Consider the following 23611-nt stretch of genomic DNA (forward strand, 5'->3'; position numbering starts at 1 on the left):
CCGACCCCGAACACCGGCCGCGGAGGTTACGCCGCCCGACTAGAGCGCCGCTGGAACCCGCAGGTCCACCACCTCCGCCAGCACCGCGGGCGGCGCCGGCCGCTCCGGCTCGGCCGGGTCCGGCAGGGCCCGCGCGCAGTCCCGGACCAGGCCGTGGAAGGAGAACAGCGCGGAGTCCTCCTGCCGCACCAGGTTGTGTTCGAACAGCACGTCCAGGCAGCCCTCCGCCTCGCCCGGGCTCAGCCCCGTCACCGCCGCCGCCCGGTCCAGGTCGAAGGGCCCGTCGGATTGACGGCTCAACAGCCGGCTGAACCGCCGCTGCGCCCGGTCCAGGTACTGGTACGAGCCGCGCAGCAGCGCCATCAGGTCGCGGTCCGCGGTGCGCAGGCAGCGGGCCCGCCGCTCCGGGTCGGCCAGCCGGGCCACCAGGTCGGCGACCCGCCAGGCCGGCCGGTCCCGCAGCTTGGTCGCGGCGATCCGCAGCGCCAGCGGCAGGAAGCCGCACAGCACGGCCGCCTCGGCGGCCCGCTCCGGCTCCCGGGCCACCCGCTGCTCCCCGGCCACCCGGCCCAGCAGCTCGACCGCGTCGCGGGGCGGCAGCACGTCCAGCGGCAGCGCCACCGCCCCGTCCAGCGCGCCGAGCTTGCGCCGGGCGGTGACCACCACCAGGGCCTCCCCGGCGCCCGGCAGCAGCGGCCGGACCTGGGCGCTGTCCACCGCGTCGTCCAGCACCAGCAGGCAGCGCCGGCCGGCCAGCCGGGAGCGCCACAGCGTGCTGCGCTCCTCCAGGGTGGCCGGCAGCCGGTCGGGGGCGACGCCGTCGGCGCACAGCAGCACGGCCAGCGCCCGCAGCGGCGACATCGGCGGCCGGGTCTCGTCGTAGCCGTCCAGGGCGACGAAGAACTGGCCGTCCGGAAAGTCGGGGGTCAGCCGGTGGGCGAGCCGGACGGCGAGGGTGGTCTTGCCGACGCCGCCCATGCCGTCGATCGCCACCATCAGCGGGGTGCCCGGCGTCCGGCGGCCGACCGCGTCCAGCAGCAGCGCGGTCTCGGCGGCGCGGCCGGTGAAGTCCGGCAGGTCGTGCGGCAGGCAGTTGGGGCCGGCGGCGGGCTCCCGGGGCCCGGCGGGCAGCGGATCCCGCGAACCCGCGGGCGGCTGCACCGGGGCGGGGCGGTCCACGGCGGCGTGCACGCCCGGCGCGTCGGCCAGGATCTCGGCCTGCAGCGCGCGCAGCGCCGGGCTCGGCTCCAGACCCAGTTCGTCGGCGAGGAAGCGCCGGCCCTCCTCGTAGACGGCCAGCGCGTCGGCCTGCCGGCCGCTGCGGCAGAGCGCCGTCATCAGGCTGCGGCGCAGCGAGTCGCGCAGCGGGTACTCGGCCAGCAGCGCGGTCAACTCGCCGACCAGGGAGGAGTTCTCACCGACCTTCAGGCGCAGCGCCATCAGGTCCTCCAGCGCGGTCAGCCGCTGCTCGTTGAGCTTGACGGCGGCGCTGGTCACCGCCGGGCAGTGCAGGCCGGCGAAGGCCTCGCCGCGCCACAGGTCGACGGCGGACTGCAACAGCCGGATCGCCTCGGCGAGCCGCCCGTCCCGTTCGGCGGCCCGGGCCTCCCGGACCTTGCGGGTGAAGCGGTGCGCGTCCACGGCGTCCTCCGGCAGCACCAGCCGGTAGCCGACGTCCACGGTGACCAGCCGGTACTCGCCGGCGGTCAGGACCCGGCGCAGGTCCCGGATCGCGTTGTGCACCTGGGGGCGGGCCGAGGGCGGCGGGTCCTCCCAGAGCTCGTCGACCAGGAAGTCCATCGGTACGGCCCGGTTGGCGTTCAGCAGCAGCAGGGCCAGCAGCCGTTGCTGCCGCATGCCCCGGACGTCCACCAGGGCGCCGTCGTGGCGGGCCTCCAGGGCCCCCAGGACCAGGAACTCCATCGTCTTCACCCCCGTGATCACGCGTGCTCGGGTCGCTGCGGTCGGTGCGCTCAGTGGCCCCAGGTCACGTCGCCGCCCAGCGGGACGACCGGGGCCGGGGTCGAGCCCGGACCGGCGGTGGCGGCCGGCGCGGGGCCGTCGGCGAGGTTCCCGGCGAATTCCGCCGGGGCCGCGAAAAGGGCGAGGGCGGCGAAAGCGGTGGCGGAGAGGGTGAGCAGCTTGGAGACACGGGTGACCGACACGGAATTCTCCTGGAAAAAGTAGGGGAGTGGTCCGCCGGGAATTCCTCCCGGGGCTCCTGGCCGGCGCGCCCTCGCCCGCCGACACCTCCACTCTGCGCCACCCGGGCCGCCGGGGGAACCACCGTCGGCTGGACGGAACATGCACTGTCCTAAGCCGTCCACCACGGGCCGGGCACCAGGGCGGACCCCACCGACAGCACGGTGAAGCCCGCCAGTTCGGGGGAGCGGGCCACGGTGCGGGCCAGCAGCCCCGCCGTGCTGCCCTCCGCCGCGGCCAGGGTCGGCAGCAGGCTGAAGACGCCCACCGTGACCTCGCCGGGGTCGGGCTGGTGGACGCTCACGTGCTCCAGGGCGTCCGCGCGGTCCGCGTGGGACCGGACCAATTCCGCCAGGTCGGGAGGGGCGCCTCGACCGACCGGCGCGCGCAATCTCGCGTGAACCAGATACATACTCCCATTCTCGGCCCGACCACTAGGTACCCGAACGGAGAAAGGGTGGTCGCTTTGTGCCGTGGCACAAACCGTCCTCGGTGCGGCCGGTGAACCGCCCGGCGGCCCGGCGGCTCAGCGGCCCGGCGCCCCGGCGGCTCAGCGGCCCGGCGCCCCGGCGGCTCAGCCGACGGCCGCCGCCAGGTGCTCGGGCAGCTCGCCGCCGGACTCCAGGAAGTGGGTGAGCGGCAGGGTCGCGGCGCCCAGCGTCACCGCGTCGGGCCCGAGGTGGGAGAGCGTGATGGTGGTGCGCGAGCGCGGGTAGGAGAGCGCGTACCGGGTGGCGGCGTCCTCGACGGCGGGCAGCAGGCGCGGGCCGAGCAGCAGGCCGGCCCAGCCGCCGATGACGATCCGTTCGGGGTTGAACAGGTTGACCAGGTCGGCGATGGACGCGCCGAGCAGGTCGGCGGCCTCGTCGAGCAGCGCGACGGCGCCCGGCTCCCCGGCCTCGGCGGCCCGCAGCAGCGCGGCCAGCCCGGCCTTCTCGCTGGTGCCGGGCTCGGTGCCGTCCCAGCGCTCGACCAGCGCCTCGGCGCCGACGTACGCCTCCAGGCAGCCGCGCGAGCCGCAGCGGCAGGGGCGGCCGCCGACGTGCACCTTGGTGTGGCCCCACTCGCCGGCCGAGCTGGTCGCGCCGCGGAACCGGGCGCCGTCGGCGATCACGCAGGCGCCGACGCCGGAGCCGAACAGCGCGACCACGGCGTGCCGGCTGCCGCGCCCGGCGCCGAACCACATCTCGGCCTGGCCGAGGGTCTTGGCGCCGTTGTCGACGTACAGCGGCAGCGGGGTGTGCGCGCGCAGCATCCGGCCGAACGGGACGGCGTCCCAGCCGAAGGTCTGGCCGTGCACGACGACGTCCGCGCCGGGGTCGGTGCCGGTGCCCTGCTCGACGATGCCGGGGACGCCGATCCCGATGCCGAGCACGCTCCCGGCCGGGACGCCGGCCGTGTCGAGCACCTGGTCGAGGCCGGAGGCGATCATCCGGACCACCCGCTCGGGGTCGTGCGCGGTCTCCAGCGGCTGGTCGGCGGAGGCGAGTTCGGTGAGCGCGAGGTCGAACAGGGTGACCCGGACCTGGGTCTCGCCGATGTCGATGCCGACCAGGTGGGCCTGGCCGGGGGTGACCCGGAGCAGGATGCGCGGGCGGCCGCCGTCGGAGTCGACCGAGCCGCACTCCTCGATCAGCCCGTCGGCGAGCAGTTCGCCCGTCACGTTGCTGACCGAGCCGGCGCTCAGGCCGGTGGCGCTGCCGAGTTCCTGGCGGCTCAGCGGACCGTGGAAGTACAGGTGTCGCAACAGCGTGGAGCGGCTGCTCCGGCGCAGGTCGCGGACGGTCTGCTTGCCTCGCGGTGTCATGGTCTTCCCTTCTCCGTTGCAGAATCTACGCCGTCGAAGCTCTTGACGTCTACTTTTCTCAGACGTTAAATCTCGGCGTGAAGTAAGCATCAGGCGTTGCTGCTTCACCCCCCACGAGACGACAGCCCGAGAGGGGCTCCGCCCATGCGCACCCACCGGATTCCCGCCGCCCTCGCCCTCACCGCCGCGATCGCCCTGACCACCACCGCCTGCGGCGGCGGCGAGAGCACCGGCGGCTCGAACTCCAGCCCGAAGACCCTGACCTACTGGGCGTCCAACCAGGGCAGCAGCCTGGAGAACGACAAGCAGGTCCTGGAACCCGAGCTGAAGAAGTTCGAGGCGCAGACCGGCATCAAGGTCAACCTGGAGGTCATCCCCTGGTCCGACCTGCTGAACAGAATCCTGGCAGCCACCGCCTCCGGCCAGGGCCCCGACGTGCTGAACATCGGCAACACCTGGTCCGCCTCGCTGCAGGCGACCGGCGCGCTGCTCCCGTTCGACCAGGCCGCCTTCGACAGGATCGGCGGCAAGGACCGCTTCCTGCCCGCGACCATCGCCTCGGCCGGCGCCAAGGGCAAGGACCCGGCGGCCGTCCCGCTGTACTCGATGGCCTACGGCCTCTACTACAACAAGAAGCTCTTCCAGCAGGCCGGCATCGCCAACCCGCCCACCACCTGGGACGAGCTGGTCGCCGACGGCAAGAAGCTCACCACCGGCGGCACGTACGGCCTGGCGATCGAGGGCGGCAACGGCTCGGAGAACGTCCACCACGCCTTCACCCTCGGCATGCAGCACGGCACCGGCTTCTACGACGCCGCGGGCAAGCCCGCCTTCGACAGCCCGGAGGCCGTCGCCGCCGTCAAGCAGTACGTCGACTTCAGCGCCAACGACAAGATCGCCGCGCCGGGCAACGCCGAGTACGCCGCCAACCAGTCGGTGACCGACTTCGCCACCGGCAAGGCCGCCATGCTGATGTGGCAGTCCGCCGGCGCCAACCTCAAGTCGCACGGCATGAACCCCGACGACTACGGCGTGGTCCCCGTCCCGACCGCCGCCGGTGCGACCGGCGACAAGGCGACCACCTCGATGGTCGCGGGCATCAACCTGGCGGTCTTCAAGAACACCAAGAACCTCGACGGCGCGCTGAACTTCGTGAAGTTCATGACCAGTGACGAGGAGCAGAAGACCCTCAACGGCACCTACGGTTCGCTGCCGCCGGTGAAGGCCGCGCAGTCCGACCCGAAGTTCGCCACCCCCGAACTGCAGACCCTCGCGGGCGTCCTGCAGAAGAGCGCCGCGCCGCTCCCGCAGGTCCCCAGCGAGAGCCAGTTCGAGACGCTGATCGGCACCGCCGTGAAGAACCTGCTGGCGTCCGCCGCCGCGGGCAAGCCGATCACCGACGCCACGGTCAAGGACGAACTGTCCAAGGCCCAGCAGCAGATGCCGGCGAGCTGACGTGCCCCAGGAAGTGATCGACCGCAAGAACGCCGGTCAGGAGGCCACCCCCTCGGGGGCGGCCCCCGCCCCCCGGCGGCGGCGCCGCTACCGGCCCGGCCGCGGCGCCCTCCCGTACCTGCTGCTGCTCCCCGCGCTGCTCGCCGAACTGCTGATCCACCTGGTCCCGATGGCCACCGGCATCGTGATGGCCTTCAAGCAGCTCACCCAGTTCTTCATCCGCGACTGGTCGGCCGCCCCCTGGTCCGGCTTCGACAACTTCTCGGTCGCGCTGGAGTTCAACGCCCCGATCGGCAAGGCGCTGCTCAACTCCTTCTGGGTGACCTGCCTGTTCACCCTCGGATCGGTCGGCCTGTCCTGGCTGATCGGCGTCGCCGCCTCGATCTTCACCCAGGACGCCTTCCGCGGCCGCGGCCTGCTCCGCGCGGCCTTCATGCTGCCGTACGCGCTGCCGGTGTTCGCCGCCGTGATCACCTGGAGCTTCATGTTCCAGCGCGACACCGGCCTGATCAACCACCTGCTGCACGACCAGCTGCACCTCACCGACGACAAGCCGTTCTGGCTGATCGGCGACAACAGCTTCTGGGCGCTGCTGACCGTCTCGGTCTGGAAGTCCTGGCCGTTCGCCTTCCTCACCCTCACCGCGGGCCTGCAGAACATCCCGCGCGAGCTCTACGAGGCCGCCGCGCTGGACGGCGCCGGCGTCTGGCAGCAGATCCGCCGGATCACCCTGCCCTCGCTGCGCCCGGTCAACCTGGTGCTGGTGCTGGTCCTCTTCCTGTGGACCTTCAACGACTTCAACACGCCGTTCGTGCTGTTCGGCAAGTCCGCGCCGCAGGCCGCCGACCTGATCTCGATCCACATCTACCAGTCCTCCTTCCTCACCTGGAACTTCGGCCAGGGCTCGGCGATGTCCGTCCTGCTGCTGCTGTTCCTGCTGCTGGTGACCGCGGTCTACCTGCTCGCCACCAACCGCCGCCGGGGAGACGCCGAATGATCAACCCGCCCGCCTCCTTCCGCTGGCTGCGCCGGATCGTGCTGCTCGCGCTGACCGTCTTCACGCTCACCCCCGTCGCGGTGATGCTGAGCTCCTCGCTCAAGCCGCTGCAGGACGTCCAGGGCCCGTGGCGGTGGATCCCCAGCCGGCTGACGTTCCGTCCGTACGTGGACATCTGGACCACCGTCCCGCTGGCGAAGTACTTCACCAACTCGCTGATCGTGGCGGGCTCGGCCACCGGCCTGTCGGTGCTGATCGCGCTGCTGGCCGGGTACGCGGTGAGCCGCTACCGGTTCCGCGGCAAGAAGGTCTTCACCGTCACGGTGCTGTCCACCCAGATGTTCCCCGGCATCCTGTTCCTGCTGCCGCTGTTCCTGATCTTCGTCAACATCGGCAACTCCACCGGCGTCGCGCTGTACGGCAGCCGCGGCGGCCTGATCCTCACCTACCTGACCTTCTCGCTGCCGTTCTCGATCTGGATGCTGGCCGGGTACCTGGACTCCGTCCCGCGCGACCTCGACGAGGCCGCCGCCGTCGACGGCTGCGGGCCGATCCGCACCCTGGTGCAGATCATCGTCCCCGCCGCGCTGCCCGGCATCGTCGCGGTCGCCGTGTACGCCTTCATGACCGCCTGGGGCGAGGTGCTGTTCGCCTCCGTGATGACCAACGACCAGACCCGCACGCTGGCCGTCGGGCTCCAGGGGTACGCCACCCAGACCGACGTGTACTGGAACCAGGTGATGGCCGCCTCGCTGGTCGTCAGCCTCCCCGTCGTCGCCGGATTCCTGCTGCTGCAGCGCTACCTGGTGGCCGGCCTGACCGCCGGCGCCGTCAAGTGACGCGCCGTCGGGTCGCCCGCCCCCTCACCCTCGAAAGGACCACCCCGTGAACCACCTCGACGCGCTGCCGGCCAACTTCCGCTGGGGCGCCGCCACCGCCGCCTACCAGATCGAGGGCGCCGCGCGCACCGACGGCCGGGCCCCGTCGATCTGGGACACCTTCTCGCACACCCCCGGCAAGGTCGCGGGCGGCGACACCGGCGACGTGGCCTGCGACCACTACCACCGCTGGCCGCAGGACCTCGACCTGGCCGCCTCGCTCGGCCTGGACGCCTACCGCTTCTCGATCGCCTGGCCCCGGGTCGTCCCGCTCGCCGACGGCCGGGTCAACCCGGCCGGCCTGGACTTCTACGACCGCCTGGTCGACGGCATGCTGGAGCGCGGCCTCACCCCCTTCCCCACCCTCTACCACTGGGACCTCCCGCAGGCCCAGCAGGACCGCGGCGGCTGGCCCGAGCGCGCCACCGCCGAGCGCTTCGCCGCGTACGCGGCCGTGGTCGCCGAGCGGCTCGGCGACCGGGTCCGCGACTGGTGCACCCTCAACGAGCCGCTCTGCTCCTCCTGGATCGGCCACCTCGAAGGCACCATGGCCCCCGGCCTGACCGACCTCACCGCCGCCGTCCGCACCTCCTACCACCTGCACCTCGGCCACGGCCTCGCCGTGCAGGCGCTGCGCGCCGCCGTCCCCGGCGCCCGGATCGGCATCGTCAACAACCTCTCCACCATCGAGCCCGCCTCGCCCGCCGAGGCCGACCTCGCGGCCGCCGTCCGCGCCGACGGCCACATCAACCGCTGGTGGCTCGACCCCGTCCTCGGCCGCGGCTACCCGCAGGACATGCTCGACCTCTACGGCGTCGAACTCCCGGTCCGGGACGGCGACCTGGACCTCATCGCGGCCCCGCTCGACTGGGTCGGCCTGAACTACTACTTCCGCCAGGTCGTCGAGGACGACCCGACCGGCCCCGCCCCGCGCTTCCGCCAGGTCCCCGGCCCCAACCCCGAGCGCACCGCGATGGACTGGGAGGTGCACGCCCCCGGCATCGAGGAACTGCTGTTGCGGCTCACCGAGGACTACGGCGTCCGCGAGATCTACGTGACCGAGAACGGCTCCGCCTACCGCGACACCGTCACCGCCGACGGCCGCGTCGACGACCCCGAGCGCACCGCCTACCTCGAAGCCCACCTCGCCGCCTGCGCCCGCGCCGTCGCCAAGGGCGCCCCGCTGGCCGGCTACTTCGCCTGGTCCCTGCTCGACAACTTCGAATGGGCCTACGGCTACGACAAGCGCTTCGGCCTCGTCCACGTCGACTACCCCACCCAGACCCGCACCGTGAAGTCCAGCGGCCACCGCTACGCCGCCCTGATCGCGGCCCACCGCGCCCGCGCCTGACCCCACCGACGACGAGGCCGGGCCCCTGGACCCCGATCCGGGTAGATTTCATCTACGTAGATGTCATCTACCTGATCGGATCCGGCATGGTCCCCTCGTTCGTCGGCAGAAGGACGGAACTGGCCCTCCTGGCCAAGCGCCTCGACCGCGTCGCGGCCGCCGGGGCCGGCACGGCGGTGGCGATCAGGGGCCGCCGCCAGGTCGGGAAGTCCCGGCTGGTCCAGGAGTTCTGCGACCGGGCCGGCGTGCCCTACCTGTTCTCCACCGCCACCAAGGGCGCCTCCCCGGTGGAGGCCGTCGCCGGTTTCCTGGCCGACCTGCGGGAGTCCCCGCTCCCGCGCGACGCGGACCTGGTGCCCGCCGCCGCCGCCGGGAGCTGGCCGGACGCGTTCCGGATACTGGCGGCGGCCCTCCCGGACCGGCCGTCGATCGTGGTGCTCGACGAGGTGCCCTGGCTCGCCGAGCAGGACGGCCTCTTCGACGGGGCCCTGCAGACCGCCTGGGACCGACTGCTGGCGAAACGGCCGGTGCTGCTGCTCCTGCTCGGCAGCGACCTGCACATGATGGAGCGCCTCACCGCCTACGACCGCCCCTTCTACGGGCGGGCCGACAACCTGGTGCTGGGGCCGCTGAACCCCGCCGAGACCGGTGCGGCCCTCGGCCTGGCCCCGGCCGACGCGATCGACGCCCACCTGGTCTCCGGCGGCCTGCCAGGCATCCTGCGGGCCTGGCCGCACGCCACCCCCGCGCTGCGCTTCCTGGAACAGGAGTGCGCGGACCCGGCCTCCCCGGTCTTCTCGGTGCCCGAGTCCTCGCTGCTGGCCGAGTTCCCGGCCCCGGACCAGGCCCGCCGCGTCCTGGAGGCCGTCGGTGGCGGCGACCGGACCCACGCCAACATCGCCGCGACGGCCGGCAGCCGCGAGGGGGCGCTCGCCTCGGGCTCGCTGTCGCCGCTGCTGCGCCGCCTGGTCGAGGAGAAACGCGTCCTCGCCACGGACGAGCCGCTCTCCACCCATCCCGGCAAGCCCGTCCTCCACCGGATCGCCGACAGCAACCTGCGCCTCTACCTGGCGGTGCTGCGCAGCGCGCAGGAGCAGGCCCGCCGGGGCCGCCCGGAGGCGGCCTTCCGGGTGGTGGAGCGCCGTTGGACGGCCTGGCGCGGCCGGGCCGTCGAGCCACTGGTCCGGGAGTCCCTCGAACTCGCCGCCATGGACGGGGCGTTGCCCTGGGCGCAGGTCGAGGCGGTCGGCGGCTGGTGGAACCGCCAGTTCGACCCGGAGGTCGACCTGGTCGGGGCCGACCGCGCCCCGGTCGCCCGGCGGATCTCGTTCGTCGGCTCCACCAAGTGGCTGCTCTCCCCCTTCGACGGCCACGACCTCGCGGCCCTCACCCATGCGGCCCCGCAGGTGCCCGGCTTCGACCCGAACGGCACCGGCCTGGTGGTGGCCTCGCTGTCCGGGCTCGCGCCCGGCACGGACCCGGGAGCGGTCGACTTGCTGTGGGGCCCCGAGCAGGTGGTCGGCGCCTGGCGGTGAGGCGGGAACGGGCCGGTGGTCAGATCCAGGTGTAGTTCCGGTCCGTGATCGGCTCCAACTCGAACCGGGCCACCGGGGCGGTGGGGCTGTCGAGTTCGGCGATGTGCTTGCCGATCGGGGGGAACAGCGGCAGGCCGTCGACCTTGCGGTAGTCGTGCCACTCGACGGTGCCGACCTCGTGGGTGCCGTCGGGGAGTTCGTCGAACTCCTGGGTGGCGAGCCGGGCACGGACCTCTGGGGTGACGTGGAGCCGGTAGATCAGGTGGAACTTGCGGGGCGGCGGGGTCGGGCCGGGGCGGCTGATCCGGGCGTCCGCCATCCAGATCAGCTCCGGCTCGCTGGCCACCAGGTCCGGGCTGAGGCCGAGTTCCTCTTCGAGCTCGCGCAGGACGGCCTTGCGGTAGTCCTCGCCGTCCTGCACGTTGCCGCCGATGGTGGTCCAGTGCACGGAGTCGGGCCGGTCCCGCCGCAGCAGCGCGACGTCGTCGCCGCAGAAGACCAGGCCGGTGACGCGGACCTTGATCCTGCTGAACGGCTGGGGCGCCTGCGCTTCGGTGGTGCTCATGGGGTTGGTTCTCCTTGCTGGGGGTGGTGGTGTGCCGGGGTTTCCCGGCGGGCGTCCCGGCTCAACGGCCGTGAGGAGTCGTCGGGTTGAGCGGTTCTAGCTTGCCCCGGGGAAGCCGTGGGCAGCGCGTGCGTCGGCTTGGGCGATGTGTTCGATCTCGACGCCGGTGAGGGTGAAGCGGCGCAGGCGGCAGCCGGTGGCGCGCATGACCGGGGCGAGGTGGCAGGGGTCCATCTCCTCGATCAGGACGGTGGGCTGCTCGGTCGCGGGGTTCTTGCGGCCGGTGACGGCCGGCGGCAGGCGGGAGTCGGTGAAGGGCAGGGGGGTGATCCGCCAGATCGGGCCGCGGACGGTGGACAGGCTGGCCTGGCCGAAGCCGCGTTCCTCCCGCATGGTCATCGGCTCGCCGTCGGTGGCGGCCAGGCCCCGGAAGAGGGGCAGGGCGCGGCCCTGGTTGACGATCTGGCCGGTGTCGATGGTGAAGTCGCGGGAGAAGAACGCGGCGGCCGGGTAGCCGGCGCTCAGCAGGGCGCGGGCGTGGACGGAGACCATCGGGATGACCTGCTCGCGCAGGTGGGCGGCGGCGGACCGGTCGACGGGATCGAGGGCCTGGGCCTTGAAGCGCAGGGCGGAGAGCACGGCGTCGACGTCACTGGCGGTGGCGTCCGGGAACGGATCACGCCGGGCCAGACCGCGGGCGGCCTTGTGGTCGAGCAGGGTGTTGAGGAAGTGCCGAGTGGCGTCGGTGTAGCCGGACCTCTTCCGCTTCTCCGTGGCCGGGTAGAGATTCAGGGCGGTGAAGCGGCCGTCCGCGTGGAAGTCGGGATCGGCGCTGTAGTAGTCGCCGTCCGCGTTGGTGAAGCGGTGCAGCCTCACGGCGGTGGCCCGGTGCTGCACGGTCAGTAGGCCGGCCAGGGCGTCGCGCACGGTGGCGCTGTCCGGCTGGGCGGCGTCGGCGGTGACGTGGAGGTAGGGGCGGCCGGGGCCGGACAGGACGGGCTGGCTGCGTTCGTCCAGGCGCTCGATGACGGTGACCGGCAGCGGGCCCTCGCCGGGCCGAGTGGCGATCAGCAGGTGCGGGCCGACCTTGAGGACGTGGTGCCCGTCGACGTGGGTGTCGGTGAGCTCGGCGATGCCGACCAGCGGCGCGAAGCGCAGCTCGACGGCGGCGGTCGCGGCGCCGTGGCCGAGGCGGTCAAGCAGCGGCCGGTAGATCCGCAGGGTGTGGGCGAGGTCGGCGGTGTACTGGTCGCGGGAGGTGCCGGGGGCCTTGCCGACGTAGCCGGTGGCGTACGGGGTGAGGGAGAAGCGGATGCCGTCGAAGACCTCGCCGAGGTCGGCGACGACGCGGCGGTGCATCTCGGTCAGCCGCGGGTTCTTCGCGGAGAACCCGACGGAGGACATGCGGATCTTCACACCGAGGACGTCCCGAGCCAGCTCCGCGTACGTGTCCAGGTACGGGTAGGAGCTGATGTCGTTGTCGAGGTAGGGGAAGACGACGCCGGGGCGGTGGATGCGGCCCTGGGCGATCCGCACGCCCCGGGCGGCGGCCTCGTCGGCGAGCGCGGTCATCAGCTGGGTCAGGCCGCGCGGGGTGAAGCGCCACAGGTCACTGCCGGCGGCCTGGCTGCACATCGCGCACCGGTTGAGGCAGCCGACCTCGGCGGCGAGGTACTGCAGGCGGGTGAGGGCGCCGTCGGGGACGGCGGCGAGCTGCTCGCGCAGGTTGGGCATCGTTGCGGTGGTCACGGGGCGGTTCCTTCCTGGCGGTCGGTCGGGAGGAGGTGCCGGTCGAAGGCGGCCAGCAGCGCGCGGCCGGCCTGCGAGAGGGTGTGCGGGGAGGCGAAGGGGGCGTCGGCGGCCGTGGTGATGCCTTCGGCGGTGCCGAGTTCGGCGCCCGGCTCGCAGAGGGTTCCGGGGGCGGGCAGGTTGGCGAGCAGGACCTCGCCGGGCCCGGCGTCGGCCGAGTGCGCGCCGGGCCGCACCCACCAAAGGCGGCCTTCGGCAACGCGGTAGACGCCCGGCAGGCCGAGGTGGTGGTCGAGACGGACCGACACCTGCCCGCGGTGGCGGAGCTTGAGGTAGTACGGGCCTGGGCCCGTCCCGGCGGCGAGGTCGACGGTGGTGGTGTTGAAGTCGTCCGCGTCGGGCAGCCAGGTGACCGGGTGGTCGAGCATCGCGGTCAGATGGGCGATCAGGAACGGCGGCAGACCGCGCAGTTGCTGGTTGACGGCGGAGACCTCGGTGGTGCCCTGGTTGCGGCAGTTGATCTCGTTGAGGAACACCTGCCCATCGGCGGTCAGCAGGGCGTCGAGACCGAACAGGCCCTTGATCCGGTGCGTCTCCCAGGCCCAGCGGGCGATCCGCACGGCGGCGTCGACCAGGCGGGCGGCGGCTTCCTCCGGCCAGGGCAGGCACCAGGTGTTGCCGCCGCTCTTGCCCGCCCCGATGCCGGCCTCCGGCAGCCCGACGGCCTTGTGGGAGGGGCGGTCGACGTAGGCCCGCAGACGCCCGTCGGCGTCCGGGACGGAGAGCACGGTGGTGTTCACCGACCAGCCGGTCACGAACGCCGTCACTCGGTAGGGGCCGGGCATCTTCGCGGCCCGCGCCAGGTCGGCTTCGTCGTCGACGAACACGGTGCCCCGGCCGCCGGAGTCCACCCCACACTGCACCACCACCTTGTCGGAGCGAACGAGGCGGCGGAGTTCGCGCAGGCTGGGCAGGAGGCCGTCGACCCGCGTGCCGGGCAGGTGCAGGTCGGCCGGGACGCCGGAGGCGGTGAGGATGCTGCCGAAGTTCGCCTTGTCCTCCACCTCGGCCCGCAGCGCGGCGTCGATGGCCGCGACCGTGCCGCCAGGTCCGGCCCACCGCCGCAGCCGGTCGGTGGCGTACCAGGCTGCCACGACCGGCCGCCTGTAGCGCCGGATCGCGGCGTGGGCGGCGCGGTCGAGGTCCGCTGTCCAGGACCGGCGCTGGTCGACTCCGCGCAACGCGGTGCGGCCCTCCAGCGTCAGCGCCTCCACGGGCGAGGCGGGCCCCCACGGCTCGTAGCAGCCGACGGCGAGCGTCGGCCGGGCGGCGGCGATCGGCGCCGGCCCCGTGTACGAGGTCCGGCCGCTGCTGGCGAACCGCTCGGCGGCCACCAGCGGCCTGCCGTCCAGGGCTGCTGTCAGCTCGTGTTCGGCCGCCTGCCACAGGCCGGTGTCGAACTCGGGCACGGGGAAGGTCATGCGGTCCACCTGCATTCGGTCTCGGGGGTCGGCAGGGCGGGGATGCCGGCGGCGGCGAGGACCTGGTCGGCGATCTCCTCGGGCGTGTGCTCGGCCGTGTCGAAGACCAGGAGGGTGCGGTGGCGGCGGCCGACGAAGTTCAGCAGGCTCGTGTTGAAGCGGACCGCGAACCGTTCGTCCTCGACGCTGCGGCGGTCCGCCTCGTCCACGTCCGCCCGCTCCGCCATCCGCTCGCGCCGCACCTGCGGGCTGGTGTGCAGGTAGACCGCGACGTCGAAGGTGGCGAACACCCTGCTGGCCCACAGCGCGAGCGCGGCCGTCAGGTAGGGGCCGCCCGCCAGGCCGAAGGCGATCGTGCGGTCCGCGTAGCCGTCCTGGATGATCACTGCGCCCGCTGGCCCGGGCGGGTCGAGGTGGACGAGGAGTCCGTCGAGGGCGTATCCGCCGACCAGGAAGGCTGCCGTGATGGCACTGCTCCGGGCCTGCCGGACCAGGGGCAGGCGCTTGAGCAGTGGCTCGACGGGGTGGTGCTCGGCGAGCATGCCGCGGTGCCGCACGGCGGGGACTCCCCGGGCTTCGAGGGTCTTGATCAACGTGGCGACCAGGGTGGTCTTGCCCGACATGTCCAGTCCGCCGACGAGGATGCGCATGCTGTGCCTCCTGAACCTCGATGGGGTGCGGAGCGGGGCCGCCGAGCACGGGCCGGTCCCCGTCTACGTGGGGCGGTTCGGGGAAGAGGGGTTCCTCGACGACCGCGAGCGGCTGACTCTCAGTCAACGACCGTGCACGCGCGGGCAGAAGCTGCCAGGGTGTAGGCCAGCTGTCGGCCACTTGTCGGCCGGTGTCGGCCAGGGGAGGGATGCCGTGTCGGCGGACACCGCACCGATCGGGGCGCTGATCAGGGCCGCGAGGAAGACGAAAGGCTGGTCACAGCCCCGGCTCGGCCGCGAACTCGGCGTCGCCGAGGGCAAGGGCGCCGCAGGTCCGGGGCGTGACCAGGTGTCACGGTGGGAGCTCGGTGGGCGTGTTCCGACCTATTGGCTGCCGTACCTGATCGAGGTCCTGCACCTGCGGGTACCAGACTCGGGCGGCAGTTCGCCAACCGATCCGGAAGATCCCGAGCCGGGCGATACCGTGGACTCCGTCATCGAGTTGAGCCGGAGGGACGTGGTGGATCGCCGGGAGTTCATGACAGCCTCCAGCGCCTACGCGCTCGCGGCGCTCGGGATGCCCGACCCGGACAGCCTGCTGCGGCGCGTCCGCCAGAAGACCGGCGGGAAGGTCCAGGTCGGTCGGGGTGAAGTCGCGGCCGTCCGCCAGATGACCAAGTCCCTGGGCGACGCGGCGGCCGAACTCGGTGGCGGACACGCCCGGCACCTCGCCGTCCGCTACCTCCACGACGACGTCTCCACCTGGTTGGACGGTACCTGGACCGAGGCCGTCGGCCGCGAACTGTTCGCCGCGACCGCCCAACTCGTCCACCTGGCAGGCTGGATGGCCCAGGACGAGGGCAACCAGGGCGCCGCCCAGGAGTACTACGCGCACTCCTTCCGCCTGGCCTCCGAGGCCGGCGACGCCGAACTCGCCGCCACCGCCCTGCGCGGCCTCGCCGTCCAGGCCATCGACCTCGGCTTCCGCGCCACCGCCGTCCGGATCGCCGAGGACTGCGTCAACCAGGCGAAGAACCTGGACGACCCCCGCGCGGTCGCCTACTACCAGGCCACCCTGGCGAACGCCGCCGCGCTGGACGGCGACCGAACCACCGCCACCCGCTCCCTCGTCTCCTCGCAGACCTCCATCGAACGGGCCACCGGCGTTCCCGGTGACTCCTGGGCCTCGCACTACAGCATCGGCCGCTGGGCCCACGAAGCCGGCATGATCCTCGCCCAGCTCGGCGACCACACCAGCGCGCAGGACCACCTCCACCACGCCCTGGAGATCCACGGCCTCGACCGCCGCCGCACCCGCGCCATCGTCCTCGCCGACCTCGGCACCGTCCGGCTCCGCCAGGACGACGTCGACGGCGCCCTCACCGCCTGGAACGACTTCCTCGACTGCGCGGACGGCATCCGCTCGATCAAGGTCCAGGACGCCGTCCACGACATGCGAGCCCGCCTCTACCGGCTCCGGGACGTACCCGGCGTCGAAGAACTCGACGAACGGGCGTCGAGCCTGGAGTAGGGGGATCGGTCTGTACGGGGAACGGGCCGGGCCCCGGGAGCGTTGCGTTCGCTCCCGGGGCCCGGCGGGTTGCTGATGGGGCGTCAGCGGCCCTGGAGGGACTTGGCGTTGTCGCCGAAGGACCAGCCCTTGGAGCCGTCCCAGTTGATGGACCAGGTCATCAGGCCCTTCAGCTGGCCGCTGTAGGAGCCGTAGGCCTGGGAGACCAGGCTGGGGGCCATGTAGCCGCCGCCGGCGCCGGGCTGGGCGGGGAGGCCGGGGACCTGCTTGTCGTAGGGGACCTTGATGGTGGTGCCCTGGATGGTGAGGCCGTTGTTGAGGCAGGTGGTCTGGGCGGTGAAGCCCTGGACGGTGCCGGCCGAGTAGGAGTCGCCGGAGCAGCCGTACATCGAGCCGTTGTAGTACTGCATGTTCAGCCACCAGAGGCGGCCGTTGTCCACGTACTTCTTGATGATCGGCAGGTAGGCGCCCCAGATCGAGCCGTAGGTGACGCTGCCGCCGGTGACGTACGCGGTCTCCGGGGCCATGGTCAGGCCGAAGCCGGCCGGCATCTGGGCGAGCACGCCGTCGATGATCCGGATCAGGTTGGACTGCGAGGCGGAGAGGGTGCCGATGCTGCCGCTGCCGGACAGGCCGGTCTCGATGTCGATGTCGATGCCGTCGAAGTTGTACTTCTTCAGGATCGGGACGACGGTGGCGACGAACTTGTCGGCGACCGCGCTGGAGCTCAGGTCGATGCCCGCGGCGGCGCCGCCGATCGACATCAGCAGGGTCGCGCCGGCGGCCTTGGCCTGGCACATCTCGGCCGGGGTGGAGACCTTGACGCCGGAGTCCATGCCGTCCTGCCAGAGCACGGTGCCGTCGGAGAGGATCACCGGGAAGGCCGCGTTGATCACGTTGTAGCCGTGCTGGGCGATCCGGCTGTCGGTGATCGGCACCCAGCCCATGCCCGGGTGCACGCCGTTGGAGGCGCCGTCCCAGTTCTCCCAGTAGCCCTGCAGCACCTTGCCGGCCGGCCGCGGCTTGGTGGCGCAGGTGGCGTCACCGGAGGTCGGGCTGGCGGAGGGGCTGGCCGAGGTGGACGGGCTGGTGGAGGTGGAGGGGCTGGCGGACGTCGACGGGCTGGCCGAGGTGGAGGGGCTGGCGGACGTCGACGGGCTGGTGGAGACGGTCGGCGAGGGGCTGCTGCCGCCGGGGCCGGACAGCACCACGTCGTCCGCGTAGAACGCGGGCTGGCCGTACCAGCCGTGCAGGAAGACGGTGACCGAGGTGGTGGTCGCGCCGGTGCTGAAGCTGGTGCTGAGCTGGCCGTAGGAGGCGTTGTTGGGCGTCCAGGTGGAGGCGTTCACGCCGGTGCCGGTGGCGCCCAGGTAGGCGTAGCTGCCCTGGACGTAGGCGCTCAGCGTGTACTGGGAGTTGGGCTGGACGCTGATGGTCTGCTGGCACTGGCCGGTGTCCTGGCCGGACGGGGTGGCCCGCAGGGCCGAACTGCCGCCGTGCACCGGGGTGCTGACGACGGCGCCGGAGCCGGCCGAGCAGGTCCAGCCAGTGAGGCCGTTCTCGAAGCCGGGGTTGGCGACCAGGTTGGCGACGTCCGCCGAGGCGGAGACCGAGCCCGCGACGGCGAGGCCGCCCGCGATGACGGCGGCGGCGCTGATCCCGGCGACCGAGCGGCGCAGGGCGGTGGGGGACCCGGCCGCGGCGTGGCTGGTCCGGTGCGACGGGACGGCGCGGGCCACGGGCGGGCGCGCGGAGTGCGACCTTCGAAGGAACATGCGGTGCTCCCTTTCCCGCCGAGCGTCATGGACATGACCGACGCGTGGGGGCGTGACGCCCGGCTCTGGGGTGAGGTGGGGACATGTGGGGGCTGTGCCCGACCGGATCGTAGGAGCGGGGGCAAAAGCCCGTCAATAGGTCTGGACCAATCGCAAGGGGGGCGGTTCCGGTCGGCGAGGGTCGCCCGTCAAGTCCCGTGTCCGAAATGGCCGGTGGGGCACTTTCGTTCGGATACCCCCGCGGTCATGCTGGACCGGAGCCCCCGCCGTCGAGTGGAACGAGCCCGAGACGTGGACTGCCCCACCCCCACCGCCCTGCTCGCCGCGGCCTGCGCCGCCGCCGGCTACTCCGCCGCCGGGGCGGAGCTGATCAGGGCGGGCGAGAACACCCTGTGGCGGCTGCCCGGCGCCGTGGTGGCCCGGATCGGCCGGGAAGGACAACTCGCGTCGGCCAGGAAGGAGTTGGCGGTCGCCCGCTGGCTGCGCGGGCACCGCGTCCCGGCGGTCCGGCCGCTGGACCGCCCGGCCGCGCCGGTCGAGGTCCGCGGCCGGCCCGCCACCTTCTGGCAGGAACTGCCCCCGCACCGGCCCGGCCGCCCGGCCGAACTCGCCACCGCCCTACGGGCCCTGCACCGCCTGCCGCCGCCCCCCGAGGGCGTGCTCGGCCCGCTCGACCCCTTCGTCCGGCTGCCGCTGCGGATCGACGGCGCCGGTCTGGACGAGCCGAACCGCCGCTGGCTGCACGACCGGCTCGCCGAACTGCGCACCGCCTGGTCCGAACTCGCGCTCCCGGCAAGCGGGTTCACCGTCGTCCACGGCGACGCCTGGAGCGGCAACCTGGCCGTCACCGCCGACGCCGCCCACCTGCTGGACTTCGAACGCACCGCGCTCGGCCCGCCCGAGTGGGACCTCACCACCACCGCCGTCGGCCACCGCAGCTTCGGCGCCCTCGCCGCCCGCGGCTACGCCGAGTTCTGCGCGGCCTACGGCGCCGACGTCACCGAACGCCCCGGCTACCCGGTGTTCGCCGCCGTCCGCGAACTCCGGCTCACCTGCTACGCCCTGCAGCAGGCCGCCGCCGAACCACGGCACCTGCCCCAGGCCCGCTACCGGCTGGCCTGCCTGCGCGGCGAGCACGGCCCCCGCCCCTGGGGCTGGACCGCCCTCGGCTGACGGATCGTCAACAGAAAGCAGCTCCAAGCGGGTTCAGTCCACGCAGGGCACCCCGTCCGGTCCGGAGGCGGCGGGCGCGGCAGGGGCGGCCACCGAGGGTGCGGTCGACGCCACCGCGTCCCCCGTCAACAGCCCCCGCACCGCGCCCGGTTCGGCCCGCAGCCGGGTGCCGTCCACCACCACCGGGAGCGTCGTCGCCGTGCCCCGGCCCGCCACGAAGGCCGGCACCTGGCGGACGAAGTCCACCGGGCTCCAACCCCGGTCCACCACCAGGTCGTCGCCGATCGCCCCGTACAGCGCGGTGAGCTTGCGGGTGTCGGTCAGCGCCCCGCCCGCGCGCAGCTCGGCCAGCACCCCGGCCAGGAAGGCCTGCGCCCGCCGGGTCCGCTCCAGGTCCGCCCCGGTGCCCACGCCGTGCCGCTGCCGGACGAAGGCCAACGCCTGTGCGGCGGAAAGCCGTTGCGGCCCGGCGGGCAGGTGCGCCCCGCTGAAGCGGTCGTCCACCGGCCGGTTCAGGCAGACCGGCACCCCGCCGAGGGCCTCCGCGACCCGGTAGAAGCCCGCCATCGACACCTCCGCGAAGTGGTCCACCCGCAGGCCGCCGAACCGCTCCACCGCGCCCAGCAGCGCCTGCCGCCCGGCCTCCCGCCCGCGCATCCGCAACGCGGGGCCGGACACCCCGGACCCGCGCAGCCGGTCCATCGCGGCCCGCTCGGCGTCCGCGTACACCTGGCCGATCGTCACCTGCCCGCCGCCGTCCGCCACCAGCACGTCCCGCGGCACCGACAGCTGCCGGACCTCCTCGCCGTCCGCCGCCACGTGCACCAGCAGCAGGGTGTCTGCCCGGTCCAGGTCCCCGTCCGACCGACCTCCGGGCAGCTTCGGGTCCGACACCGGCCGGCCCTGCGCGTCCACCGCCGAGTCCAGGCCGACCAGCAGCACCGTCACCCCGCCGTCCACCGGGGCCGGGGTGTCGGAGGCGTGCGCCGCCTCCAGCGCCGCCGAGGTGCCGCCCGGCAGGCCGTGCGGCACCGTCAGCACGCCCGCGCCCGCCAGCACCGCCGCCGTCAGCAGCCCCGACAGCAGCACCGTCCGCTGCCGCCTGGCCCGCCGCAGCCGCCGCCCCGTCGCCAGGCCGCCGTCCACCAGCCGGGCCGTCAGCTCCGGGTCCGGTCCGCTCCCGGCCTGCCCGAACGCCTTCCCCAACCGCACCTCGAACTCCCCGTCCCCGCCGTCCACTTCAGTGCTCCGCCCGTTCCGCCGTGCCCAGCCGTCCACTCCGCCGCCCCGTCCGCCCCGTCCGCCCGGTCCGTCCGGTCCGTCCCGCCGTACCCCGGTCATCGCGCCACCAGCTCCGCCAGGTCCGCCCCCAGCAGCCCGCGCAGCTTCGCCAGCGCCCGGGTGCACCTGGTCCGCACCGCCGCCGAGCTGTCCTTCACGATCGCCGCGGTCTCCTCGATGCTGCGGTCCTCCCAGTACCTGAGCACCACCACCGCCCGGTCCCGGGGCGGCAGTTGGGCCAGCGCGTCGACCAGCGCCAGCCGCAGCGCCGAGTCCGGCCCGTCCTCGGCCACCTCCGGCAGCACCTGGCTCGGCCGCTCGCTGCTGCTGCGCCGCCGCCGGTGCGTCAGGTACGCCCGCACCAGCACCGTCTGCGCGTACCCGGCCGGGTTGTCGATCCGCCCCGCCCAGCTCGGCCGGTGCAGCCGGTGCCAGTGCGCGTACATCTGGCCCAGGGTCTCCTGCACCAGGTCCTCGGCCAGGAACCCGTCACCCCCGGTGAGGTAGTACGCCGAGCGGTAGAGCGGCCCGGACCGGGCCGCCGCGAACGCGACGAACTCCTCCTCCATGGCGGCCCGCCGTCGAGTTGCGACCACGTTCTCCCACTCCCCTCACCGTGTCCGCCCTATGACGACCCGGGGCGTCCAGGATGTTTCATCCCGGACCGGGAGCACTCGGCGGGGGCCGGTCCGCTGTCCGGTAGCGGACAGCTCCACCGGCCCCGCCCGCTGGAAGGATGGGACGGCACCGCCTGTTCGCGCCCCGCACTGGAGTTCCCCCATGGCCCTGCCCGACGGCTCGCTCAGCCACCGCTACCGGGGCGAGCACCCCGTCCGCACCCTGGTCTTCCTGTTCCGCCCCGACCGCCCCCGGGTGCTCGGCGCGGTCGCCGTCTTCTTCGCCAAGCACGCCCCCGTCTGGCTGCTGCCCCTGATCACCGCCAACATCGTCGACGTGGTGGTCAAGCACCGCGACATCTCGGTGCTCTGGTGGAACTCCGCCGTCCTGCTGGTGATCCTGCTGCTCAACCTGCCGCTGCACCTGCTCTACGTGCACTGGATGCACGGCTCGATCCGCCGCACGGGCACCCGGCTGCGCTCCGCCCTGTGCCACCGCATGCAGCAGCTCTCCATCGGCTACCACTCCCGGGTCAGCGCCGGCGTCCTGCAGACCAAGGTGATCCGCGATGTCGAGGGCATCGAGACCGCCGCCCAGCAGACCGCCGACAACGGCCTGGCCGCGATCGCCACCCTGCTCGGCGGGCTGGTCGTCATCGCCGTGCAGACCCCGGCCTTCCTGCCGGTCTTCCTGGTCCTCGTCCCGGCCGGCGCCCTGCTGGTGGTCCGGCTCCGCGACCGGCTCCGCACCCGGAACGAGTCCTTCCGCCGCGAGGTCGAGCACCTCTCCTCCCGGATCGGCGAGATGACCACCCTGATCCCGATCACCCGGGCGCACGGCCTGGAACGCACCGCGCTGCGCCGGGTCGACCGCACCCTCGGCCGGGTCCTCGACGAGGGCCTGCGGCTCGACCTGCTGAACGGCCGCTTCGGCTCGCTCGCCTGGATCCTGCTGAACGCCCTCGGCGTCGGCTGCCTGGCCGGCTCCGCGCTGGTCGCCTACTACGGCTGGCTGGACGTCACCCCCGGCGCCGTCGTCATGCTCAGCGCCTACTTCTCCTCCCTCACCGGCTCCGTCACCACCCTGCTCACCCTCGCCCCGCAGCTCGGCAAGGGTCTCGCCTCGGTCCGCTCGGTCGGCGAACTGCTGGAGGCCCCCGACCTGGAGGAGAACGCCGGCAAGGCCGAGGTCGCCGCCGTCACCGGCCGGATCGACTTCCAGGGCGTCGGCCACCGCTACTCCGGCGCGGACGCCCCGTCCGTCACCGGCTTCGACCTCTCGGTCCGCCCCGGCGAGACCGTCGCCCTGGTCGGCGCGTCCGGCGCGGGCAAGTCCACCGTGCTCAACCTGGTGATCGGCTTCCTCCGCCCCACCGAGGGCCGCATCCTGCTCGACGGCCGCGACATGGAGGAGCTCGACCTGCGCTCCTACCGGACCTTCCTCTCCGTCGTCCCGCAGGAGTCCATCCTGTTCGAGGGCAGCATCCGGGAGAACGTCACCTACGGCCTCAAGGACGTCCCCGAGGAGACCGTCCGCACCGCGCTCCGCGACGCCAACGCGCTCGAATTCATCGAACGCCTCCCCGACGGCCTCGACACCGTGGTCGGCGAACGCGGCGCCCGGCTCTCCGGCGGCCAGAAGCAGCGCCTCGCCATCGCCCGCGCGCTGATCCGCGACCCGCGCGTGCTGGTCCTGGACGAGGCCACCTCCGCGCTCGACTCCCGCTCCGAGGCCCTGGTCCAGGAGGCCCTGGCCCGCCTGGTCCGGGGCCGCACCGTCTTCGTCGTCGCCCACCGCCTCTCCACCGTCCGCGGCGCCGACCGGATCGTCGTGATGGAGCACGGACGCATCGCCGAGATCGGCTCGCACGCCGAACTCCTGCGCACCGGCGGCCCCTACGCCGGACTCCAGGCCGCCCAGATCGCCTGACCGCCCACCCTTCGGCAGAACAGGACCCCCGCATGACCGACCCGCTCACCGGCAGACTCGTCCGGCTCCGCGAACTGCGCGAGGCCGACCTCCCGCTGCTCACCGCCTGGTGGCGCGAGCCCGGACTCGCCATCCAGCAGGTCACCGGCCCCGTCCACCCGCAGCCCGACGCCCGGCTCGCCGACATGTTCCGGGCCTGGAGCCAGAACGACGGCACCGACCTCGGCCTCTCCGTCGAAACCCTCGACGGCGGCGACCTGGCCGGCCACGTCACCCTCTACGGCGCCACCCCCAAGGACCGCTGCGCCACCCTCGCCATCATCATCGGCCCGCCCCACCAGGACCGCGGCCTCGGTACCGACGTGCTGCGCACCACGATCCGCTACGGCTTCCAGGAACTCGGCCTGCACCGCGTCGAACTGACCGTCAACGGCTACAACACCCGCGCCCTCGCCGCCTACCGCCGGGCCGGCTTCACCGAGGAGGGCCGCCGCCGCGAAGCCGTCTTCCGCGCCGGCTCCTGGCACGACCAGGTCCAGATGGGCGTCCTCAGCACGGAGTGGCACGAGGACAGCTGAGCGGCGGGCGGCGGAGTGGCGAACGGCCGAGCGGCGAACGGCCGAGCGGCGCGCAC

Annotated in this window: 19 protein-coding genes and 2 pseudogenes; 9 read left to right on the forward strand and 12 right to left on the reverse strand. The window is 73.4% G+C overall.

Going from position 1 to position 23611, the window contains the following annotated elements:
* Positions 1-39: 39 nt before the first annotated feature.
* The 4 genes from ACIOHG_RS31755 to ACIOHG_RS31770 all read right to left on the reverse strand — a co-directional run bounded on the left by ACIOHG_RS31755 (position 40) and on the right by ACIOHG_RS31770 (position 4009).
* Positions 40-1923 (reverse strand): BTAD domain-containing putative transcriptional regulator, encoded by a 1884-nt coding sequence (locus tag ACIOHG_RS31755; RefSeq protein ID WP_400955755.1) that lies wholly within the window; start codon positions 1921-1923, stop codon positions 40-42.
* 50 nt (positions 1924-1973) lie between these two features.
* Positions 1974-2165 (reverse strand): hypothetical protein, encoded by a 192-nt coding sequence (locus tag ACIOHG_RS31760; protein WP_400955756.1) that lies wholly within the window; start codon positions 2163-2165, stop codon positions 1974-1976.
* Positions 2166-2314: 149 nt separating this feature from the next.
* Positions 2315-2506, reverse strand: coding sequence for a hypothetical protein (locus tag ACIOHG_RS31765; RefSeq protein WP_400955757.1), 192 nt, complete (start codon positions 2504-2506; stop codon positions 2315-2317).
* A 270-nt stretch (positions 2507-2776) separates the two neighbouring features.
* The gene (locus ACIOHG_RS31770) at positions 2777-4009 is read right to left on the reverse strand and encodes an ROK family protein (protein WP_400955758.1); all 1233 of its coding nucleotides are present in this window, start codon (positions 4007-4009) and stop codon (positions 2777-2779) included.
* A gap of 144 nt (positions 4010-4153) precedes the next feature.
* Here ACIOHG_RS31770 and ACIOHG_RS31775 point away from each other — a divergent pair, with 144 nt between their 5' ends.
* The 5 genes from ACIOHG_RS31775 (at position 4154) to ACIOHG_RS31795 (ending at position 10225) form a co-directional block, all read left to right on the forward strand.
* The gene (locus ACIOHG_RS31775) at positions 4154-5464 is read left to right on the forward strand and encodes an ABC transporter substrate-binding protein (protein WP_400955759.1); all 1311 of its coding nucleotides are present in this window, start codon (positions 4154-4156) and stop codon (positions 5462-5464) included.
* Positions 5465-5477: 13 nt separating this feature from the next.
* Positions 5478-6461, forward strand: a complete 984-nt coding sequence (locus ACIOHG_RS31780; RefSeq protein WP_400955832.1) for a carbohydrate ABC transporter permease — start codon at positions 5478-5480, stop codon at positions 6459-6461.
* The gene (locus ACIOHG_RS31785) at positions 6458-7300 is read left to right on the forward strand and encodes a carbohydrate ABC transporter permease (protein WP_400955760.1); all 843 of its coding nucleotides are present in this window, start codon (positions 6458-6460) and stop codon (positions 7298-7300) included. Before ACIOHG_RS31780 ends, ACIOHG_RS31785 begins: the two co-directional genes overlap by 4 nt.
* 46 nt (positions 7301-7346) lie before the next feature.
* Entirely contained in the window at positions 7347-8690 is a 1344-nt protein-coding gene (locus ACIOHG_RS31790; RefSeq protein ID WP_400955761.1) for a GH1 family beta-glucosidase, read from the forward strand.
* A gap of 86 nt (positions 8691-8776) precedes the next feature.
* Complete coding sequence (locus tag ACIOHG_RS31795; RefSeq protein ID WP_400955762.1) at positions 8777-10225, forward strand: ATP-binding protein; 1449 nt, start codon at positions 8777-8779, stop codon at positions 10223-10225.
* Positions 10226-10244: 19 nt separating this feature from the next.
* Here ACIOHG_RS31795 and ACIOHG_RS31800 read toward each other — a convergent pair whose 3' ends face one another.
* The 4 genes from ACIOHG_RS31800 to ACIOHG_RS31815 form a co-directional block, all read right to left on the reverse strand.
* Complete coding sequence (locus tag ACIOHG_RS31800) at positions 10245-10790, reverse strand: NUDIX domain-containing protein (protein ID WP_400955763.1); 546 nt, start codon at positions 10788-10790, stop codon at positions 10245-10247.
* A gap of 96 nt (positions 10791-10886) precedes the next feature.
* Positions 10887-12539: a hypothetical protein gene (locus ACIOHG_RS31805; RefSeq protein ID WP_400955764.1), complete on the reverse strand. Its 1653-nt coding sequence runs from the start codon at positions 12537-12539 to the stop codon at positions 10887-10889.
* Complete coding sequence (locus tag ACIOHG_RS31810) at positions 12536-14020, reverse strand: hypothetical protein (RefSeq protein WP_400955765.1); 1485 nt, start codon at positions 14018-14020, stop codon at positions 12536-12538. The genes ACIOHG_RS31805 and ACIOHG_RS31810 overlap by 4 nt, the downstream gene beginning before the upstream one ends.
* Complete coding sequence (locus ACIOHG_RS31815) at positions 14017-14670, reverse strand: hypothetical protein (protein WP_400955767.1); 654 nt, start codon at positions 14668-14670, stop codon at positions 14017-14019. The genes ACIOHG_RS31810 and ACIOHG_RS31815 overlap by 4 nt, the downstream gene beginning before the upstream one ends.
* 538 nt (positions 14671-15208) lie before the next feature.
* Here ACIOHG_RS31815 and ACIOHG_RS31820 point away from each other — a divergent pair.
* Positions 15209-16201 carry a tetratricopeptide repeat protein gene (locus ACIOHG_RS31820; protein ID WP_400955768.1) on the forward strand — a complete coding sequence of 331 codons (993 nt, stop codon included), beginning with the start codon at positions 15209-15211 and terminating at the stop codon, positions 16199-16201.
* 83 nt (positions 16202-16284) lie between these two features.
* Here ACIOHG_RS31820 and ACIOHG_RS31825 read toward each other — a convergent pair.
* Both ACIOHG_RS31825 and ACIOHG_RS31830 read right to left on the reverse strand, forming a co-directional pair.
* A pseudogene (locus ACIOHG_RS31825) lies at positions 16285-17244 on the reverse strand (chitinase); the annotation flags it as partial.
* Positions 17245-17502: 258 nt separating this feature from the next.
* Positions 17503-17976: pseudogene (locus ACIOHG_RS31830) on the reverse strand (carbohydrate binding domain-containing protein); the annotation flags it as partial.
* 291 nt (positions 17977-18267) lie between these two features.
* On the opposite strand from ACIOHG_RS31830, the gene ACIOHG_RS31835 reads away from it, so the two are divergent.
* Positions 18268-19149 (forward strand): phosphotransferase family protein, encoded by an 882-nt coding sequence (locus ACIOHG_RS31835; RefSeq protein WP_400955770.1) that lies wholly within the window; start codon positions 18268-18270, stop codon positions 19147-19149.
* Positions 19150-19182: 33 nt separating this feature from the next.
* On the opposite strand, the gene ACIOHG_RS31840 is transcribed toward ACIOHG_RS31835, so the two are convergent.
* Both ACIOHG_RS31840 and ACIOHG_RS31845 read right to left on the reverse strand, forming a co-directional pair.
* Positions 19183-20388 carry an LCP family protein gene (locus ACIOHG_RS31840; protein WP_400955771.1) on the reverse strand — a complete coding sequence of 402 codons (1206 nt, stop codon included), beginning with the start codon at positions 20386-20388 and terminating at the stop codon, positions 19183-19185.
* Between the two features lie 98 nt (positions 20389-20486).
* Complete coding sequence (locus tag ACIOHG_RS31845; RefSeq protein ID WP_400955834.1) at positions 20487-20999, reverse strand: SigE family RNA polymerase sigma factor; 513 nt, start codon at positions 20997-20999, stop codon at positions 20487-20489.
* 211 nt (positions 21000-21210) lie between these two features.
* Between ACIOHG_RS31845 and ACIOHG_RS31850 the strand changes: the two genes are divergently transcribed.
* Both ACIOHG_RS31850 and ACIOHG_RS31855 read left to right on the forward strand, forming a co-directional pair.
* Complete coding sequence (locus tag ACIOHG_RS31850) at positions 21211-22977, forward strand: ABC transporter ATP-binding protein (RefSeq protein WP_400955772.1); 1767 nt, start codon at positions 21211-21213, stop codon at positions 22975-22977.
* A gap of 32 nt (positions 22978-23009) precedes the next feature.
* Positions 23010-23555, forward strand: coding sequence for a GNAT family N-acetyltransferase (locus ACIOHG_RS31855; protein WP_400955774.1), 546 nt, complete (start codon positions 23010-23012; stop codon positions 23553-23555).
* Positions 23556-23611 lie beyond the last annotated feature (56 nt).

The organism is Kitasatospora sp. NPDC088134 (assembly GCF_044741705.1).
Classification (GTDB): domain Bacteria; phylum Actinomycetota; class Actinomycetes; order Streptomycetales; family Streptomycetaceae; genus Kitasatospora.

Coding starts and splice junctions, on each gene's coding strand:
- ACIOHG_RS31755 (WP_400955755.1), bottom strand. CDS start 1,923: ATGGAGTTCCTGGTCCTGGGGGCCCTGGAGGCCCGCCACGACGGCGCC.
- ACIOHG_RS31850 (WP_400955772.1), top strand. CDS start 21,211: ATGGCCCTGCCCGACGGCTCGCTCAGCCACCGCTACCGGGGCGAGCAC.
- ACIOHG_RS31845 (WP_400955834.1), bottom strand. CDS start 20,999: ATGGAGGAGGAGTTCGTCGCGTTCGCGGCGGCCCGGTCCGGGCCGCTC.
- ACIOHG_RS31795 (WP_400955762.1), top strand. CDS start 8,777: ATGGTCCCCTCGTTCGTCGGCAGAAGGACGGAACTGGCCCTCCTGGCC.
- ACIOHG_RS31775 (WP_400955759.1), top strand. CDS start 4,154: ATGCGCACCCACCGGATTCCCGCCGCCCTCGCCCTCACCGCCGCGATC.
- ACIOHG_RS31785 (WP_400955760.1), top strand. CDS start 6,458: ATGATCAACCCGCCCGCCTCCTTCCGCTGGCTGCGCCGGATCGTGCTG.
- ACIOHG_RS31770 (WP_400955758.1), bottom strand. CDS start 4,009: ATGACACCGCGAGGCAAGCAGACCGTCCGCGACCTGCGCCGGAGCAGC.
- ACIOHG_RS31815 (WP_400955767.1), bottom strand. CDS start 14,670: ATGCGCATCCTCGTCGGCGGACTGGACATGTCGGGCAAGACCACCCTG.
- ACIOHG_RS31820 (WP_400955768.1), top strand. CDS start 15,209: ATGACAGCCTCCAGCGCCTACGCGCTCGCGGCGCTCGGGATGCCCGAC.
- ACIOHG_RS31800 (WP_400955763.1), bottom strand. CDS start 10,790: ATGAGCACCACCGAAGCGCAGGCGCCCCAGCCGTTCAGCAGGATCAAG.
- ACIOHG_RS31810 (WP_400955765.1), bottom strand. CDS start 14,020: ATGACCTTCCCCGTGCCCGAGTTCGACACCGGCCTGTGGCAGGCGGCC.
- ACIOHG_RS31855 (WP_400955774.1), top strand. CDS start 23,010: ATGACCGACCCGCTCACCGGCAGACTCGTCCGGCTCCGCGAACTGCGC.